1 pseudogene is annotated in these 262 nt (G+C 60.3%); it reads left to right on the forward strand.

Annotation, left to right across the window (positions count from 1 at the left end):
- Positions 1-262 (forward strand): annotated as a pseudogene (gene oppB / locus EOD29_RS32630) (oligopeptide transporter permease); the annotation flags it as partial.

Raw genomic sequence — 262 nt, forward strand, 5'->3', positions numbered from 1 at the left:
CTGATCTATGTCGGTGACCTGCTCCGAGGCGATCTCGGCCCGTCCTTCGCCAGCGAAGACTTCACCGTCGCCCAGCAGATCATGATCGGTCTGCCCTACACCTTCACCATCGGTACGGCTGCCTTCCTGATTGCCATCATTGTCGGCGTCGCCGTCGGCTGTCTTGGGGCGCTCTATCAGAACAAGGCGCCGGACTATATTCTGGGCGCGCTCATTCTGATCGGCGTCGTGCTGCCGAACTTCCTGATTGCGCCCATCCTAC

Source organism: Mesorhizobium sp. M1A.T.Ca.IN.004.03.1.1 (genome assembly GCF_003997555.1).
Classification (GTDB): Bacteria; Pseudomonadota; Alphaproteobacteria; order Rhizobiales; family Rhizobiaceae; genus Mesorhizobium.